Raw genomic sequence first — 4,349 nt, 5'->3', positions numbered from 1 at the left:
AGGTGTATAAGAGACAGGTGCCGGACCGGTGGGGGCGCGGCGGCGCGAATCCCAACGCGGGGGACGGCCGCCAGCGAGGGGTGGGGTCCGGAGAATCGTGCTCATGCGACAGGGACTCCTTCAGGGGGGACGCGGTCCCACCCCCTCATGGGTTGTCTTGCTTTCTGCCAGAGACAGGGCCTGTGTTTCACCCCCTGTCACGGGGGCCGGTCCGGTATCCGACGGATAGCGCCGGTAAGATAGGGTTTGCTCCTTCGATATGCCTTCCACGCCGCGAAGAAATCGCATCCGGCCGGTGCACGCCGGGCCGCCGGCCCTGCGACAGGCGGGAGGAGGATGTCCACTGCCGGAGGCTCCACCGTGTGGTGAAGAACGGGCGGCCCTGGGGGACGACGCCGCCCGGAGCCGCTCCCCCTAGCGTCCCCGCCGCCGCGCGCCCCCACGCGCGGGGCTCGCCGGGGGAACGCCTTCCATGCGCCACATCGTTCCGGACCGTGCGGCACGGGCCCTGTCGCCGTTCGCGCTCCTGCTCGCGGCCATGGCCGGCGTGGCCCCGGCCCACGCGGAGGGGCCTCCCACGCGCGAGGAATACTTCCGCTACGTGCCGCTGGCCTACCCCCGCATCGTGAGACAGACGGAGGCGAGCGTCGCCCTGTCGCTCTATGGCGACCCGAACGACCCCTCCTACCGGGACGAGTCACCGCGAGACGGCGTGGATGACACGCGCCACCAGCGCCTCCAATCGCTGGCGGTCCGCTTCGCGCCGTTCATGGTGAAGAACACCTACACCTTTCCCTCCGACCACAAGGTGTTCCGCGACCAGGCCGGGGGGCTGCTGCTCAACCTGGACACCTGGGACCTGGCGAAGTCCGGCGCGGTGCTGATGCGCAGCGACTCCATCAACTTCTCCACGTTGGGCAGGCCGTGTCCGGAGGACGGCGCGCCCGAAGCCGCGCTGCGCACGGAGTCCGCGGGCCAGGACGCGCGTGACGACTGCCGGTTGGTGGGCCTGCTGCGCGAGTTCCACCCGGACCACCCCACCATTCCCAGGCTGCGCCAGGACGCGGTGGACGCGGAGCGAGCGCCCTTCACGGTGATGTACTTCGACTTTCCCGGCTACGACCCGAAGACGTGGATGGCCGCGTTCAAGGGGGCGGTGGACCGCCAGCCCGCGCGCCGCTACCTGGGCACGGAGAAGGTGTACGCGCACCCGTTCGTGCACGCGGTGAAGGGCACGCGGAAGGCGCCGCCCGGCTACGAGCTGCTCATCCAGTACTGGTTCTTTTATCCCTTCAACGCGGGCGGCAACAACCACGAGGGGGACTGGGAGCACATCGCCGTGGCCCTCTCCCCGCGCTCGGCGGTGGGGCGCACGCTGACGGAAGGCGAGCTTCGCCGCATCCTCCAGGGGGACGGGCCGGAGGACGGCGCGGATCCGCTGGTGATGAAGCGCATTGAATACTTCTTCCACCACAACAGCATGGTGTTCGACTTCGCCCGCCCCAATGCCTACCTGCCCCGCGAGCAATGGCAGGCGCAGCTGGACGCCCGGGGCGAGGACCGGCCCGGGGAGAAGAAGCTGCTCGCGCGCGTGCGCCGCTACGTCTGGGCGGACGAGGCGGAGACGGTCATCAATACGCACCCCATCGGTTACATTGGCGCGGACTCCAAGGGATTGGAGCAGCTGTTGGCCTCGCCGGGGCCGCACGCCCGGGAGTCGCACGCCACGTACCCGGTGCCCGGGGTCTTCAAGAACATCGGCCCGGCGGGCTCCACGGAGGCGGTGCGGCAGGACTTCGACCACCAGGAGTACTTCACCCATCCGGACAAGCCGCTGCCGGAGAACGTGGTGCGCTACGACATCGCGTCGCGCATCGACCTGGTGCCGGACTGGGAGCGCGTCTACGACCTGGCGCTGGTGGACGGGCAGGTGCGGCGCGAGTGGTCCTGGCTCATCCTGCCCCTGCGCTGGGGCTTTCCCACGGCGAGGTCGCCGCTGTCGGGCCTGGTGGCGCACTCGGACATGGGCAACCTGTCCATCGTGGGGCCGGCGTTCAACGAAGGCTGGAACCGCCCGGCGCCCAGCGCGGGGTTTGAGTTGTACGTGCCCAGCGAGCTGCCGTGGTTCTTCCCGCTGGACGTCCAGGACGACTTCTCCAACAACCTGGGGTTCCTCAACGCGCCGGTGGCGCTGCTCATCACGCTGCCGCCGTTCGACTTCCTCTACCGGGTGGTGGGGTTGCCGGTGCGCGCGGTGGTGGAGAACCATCAGCCGGTCTACACACCGCAGGAACGGCTGCCGCGCCGCCGCTTCACGGTGGAGGCGGGCGTGGGCGTGCAGTTGCTCAGCGACGACTTCACCGGGCTGCTGCTCAACGACAGACAGCGGGACGAGTGGTACGGGCAGCTCATCGCGCTGGAGCCGGGCATCGCCGCCGGTACCAACGACCCGAACCTTCTCCGGCCGGTGGTGATCCCCGCGGTGTCGGCGATGCTCAAGGTGAGCTTCTACCTGGGGGACAAGTTCACGTCGGAGAACACGCTGTTCCATTCGCGCAGCACGCTGGGGCTGGACGTGCCGCTGGCGGACCGGGTGACGACCTTCCAGCTGCGCACGAAGCTCAACATGTGGGAGTACGCGGGGAGCCTCCGCTACAACTTCCTGCGAGGTGGCTTCCAGCCCTACGCGAAGGTGGGCTACGGGCTGACGTGGTACCGGCTGGAGGACGGCCGCATCAACGGGCAGGGGATGGCGAACCCGGATTCGTACTGGGTGCGCCGTCCCGGCTTCTTCCGCAACCTGTGGCCCAACACGCTGCACCTGGGGGCAGGAGTGGACGTCATCCTGGTGAAGGACTTCCTTCCAGGGGTGCGCGGCATGGAGGGAGGCCTGCGCGCGGGCTACATCCTGTCGCGCCACGAACTGGGTGTGAAGGACCTGGTGGGCCTCAACGGACTGCAGGGCATCGTCATTGAACCGGTCCACGTGTATCGCAACACCTTCGAGCTGCTGGGCACGCTGAGCTTCTGACGGCCATCGCCTCCCGGGACGGGGCCGTGCCCGTTCCGTTCCCCTCCCCGCGGGTGGAGGGTCCGCCTTCCTCCGCCATTCATAGACATGGGGTGTCCCCGCGCTGTCGCGGAGGCATTCCGGGGGAAGGCATGGGCTTTCTGTTGATGCATGCGGAATGGAGGCACCCGAAGGTGCTCACGCCGGGTTGGGTGAAGCTGCTGGAGGGGAAGAAGGTCCACCGCGTCCTGCCGTCGACGTGGCTCGTCGCGGGGCGCCGCGAGGACTCCAACGTCCTGTTGGAGCGCGTGGTGGATGCGCTCCGGCATGGTGACACGCTGGTGGCGCGCCACGTGGATCGAGCGGTGTGGACGGAAGCCGGCCTCTGGGGACCGGAGCCGGTGGCCACGGCGCCCCTGTCGGGGGCGCCGTCGACGTGGTTGCTCGCCATCGACGCGGAGTCATCGAGGCGCGTGGACGCCATCCAGGAGGGGCTTGGCCCCCTGTTGCAGGCGCTGGGCCTGGGGCCGTGCCGGCGCCACACGGGGACGCTGCTGGGCTTCACCCTGGACGTGGAGGCCGAGGCGCTCCGGAGCTTCTGCGACAACCACCTGCGCGCCACCGACCGGTACCTGCTGTGCAGGCAGGACGCGCCCGTCGCGGGTTGAGCTTCGAGGAGACGATGCGGCTCGAGCACTTCACGGAGCGCAGCTTCCAGCAGCAGGTGTTGGCGTCCGAGCAGGTGGTGTTGATGTACTTCTGGGCGCCATGGTGTCCCGAGGAGTACCGGGGGATGGACGCCTGGGTGGAGCGGGTGACGTCCCGGCACGCGGACGCGGTGAAGGGTGTGAAGGTGGACGTGGAGCAGGAGCCGGTGCTCGCGGAGCGGTACATCATCCGCGCGGTGCCCACGCTGCTGGTCTTCAAGGGAGGACAGATGGTGGACCGGGCCGTGGGCGCGATGACCCGGACCGCCATCCGGCGCATGCTGGAAGGCCACCTGTAGGCCTTGGAGGGAAGCCGGCTCACCCACCCCGGCGCACGGCCCGGTAGGCCTGGGCGGGATGCGCGGGATTATCAGGGTGGGTCCGTTCGAGGAGCCCCTCTTCGACCATGGCCTTGAGGTGCCGCTCCGTCAGCTTGTCCGGGCTGTAGTGGAGCGCCTCGGCGAGCTCCGCGGGGTGCCAGGGCCGGAGCGAAGTGAGCGCCATGATGGCTTCGCGCAGGGCTGCCTTCCTGGGGCGGAGACCTAGCTTTTCGATGATGACACGCGCCGTTGCGTCGATTTCCTTTCGGCCCTCAACCCCCCCCAATCCGTCTGGGGGAACCCCCCCCAATC

Annotated in this window: 4 protein-coding genes; 3 read left to right on the top strand and 1 reads right to left on the bottom strand. The window is 69.1% G+C overall.

Translation table 11 applies throughout. The features are described 5' to 3' along the window. Positions 1–472: 472 nt before the first annotated feature. The 3 genes from D7X32_RS43380 (at position 473) to D7X32_RS43370 (ending at position 4,016) form a co-directional block, all read left to right on the top strand. The gene (locus tag D7X32_RS43380) at positions 473–3,031 is read left to right on the top strand and encodes a hypothetical protein (RefSeq protein WP_120608337.1); all 2,559 of its coding nucleotides are present in this window, start codon (positions 473–475) and stop codon (positions 3,029–3,031) included. 173 nt (positions 3,032–3,204) lie between these two features. Beyond that, complete coding sequence (locus D7X32_RS43375; RefSeq protein ID WP_147450507.1) at positions 3,205–3,678, top strand: hypothetical protein; 474 nt, start codon at positions 3,205–3,207, stop codon at positions 3,676–3,678. A 14-nt stretch (positions 3,679–3,692) separates the two neighbouring features. Further along, the gene (locus D7X32_RS43370; RefSeq protein WP_147450506.1) at positions 3,693–4,016 is read left to right on the top strand and encodes a thioredoxin family protein; all 324 of its coding nucleotides are present in this window, start codon (positions 3,693–3,695) and stop codon (positions 4,014–4,016) included. A gap of 19 nt (positions 4,017–4,035) precedes the next feature. On the opposite strand, the gene D7X32_RS46395 is transcribed toward D7X32_RS43370, so the two are convergent. Further along, the gene (locus D7X32_RS46395; protein ID WP_208752739.1) at positions 4,036–4,221 is read right to left on the bottom strand and encodes a helix-turn-helix domain-containing protein; all 186 of its coding nucleotides are present in this window, start codon (positions 4,219–4,221) and stop codon (positions 4,036–4,038) included. Positions 4,222–4,349: the final 128 nt, after the last annotated feature.

Origin of the sequence: Corallococcus carmarthensis, assembly GCF_003611695.1 — a bacterium.
GTDB lineage: Bacteria > Myxococcota > Myxococcia > Myxococcales > Myxococcaceae > Corallococcus > Corallococcus carmarthensis.
Note: the sequence above shows the minus strand (reverse complement) of the source record. Positions and strands in the feature narration are given on the sequence as shown.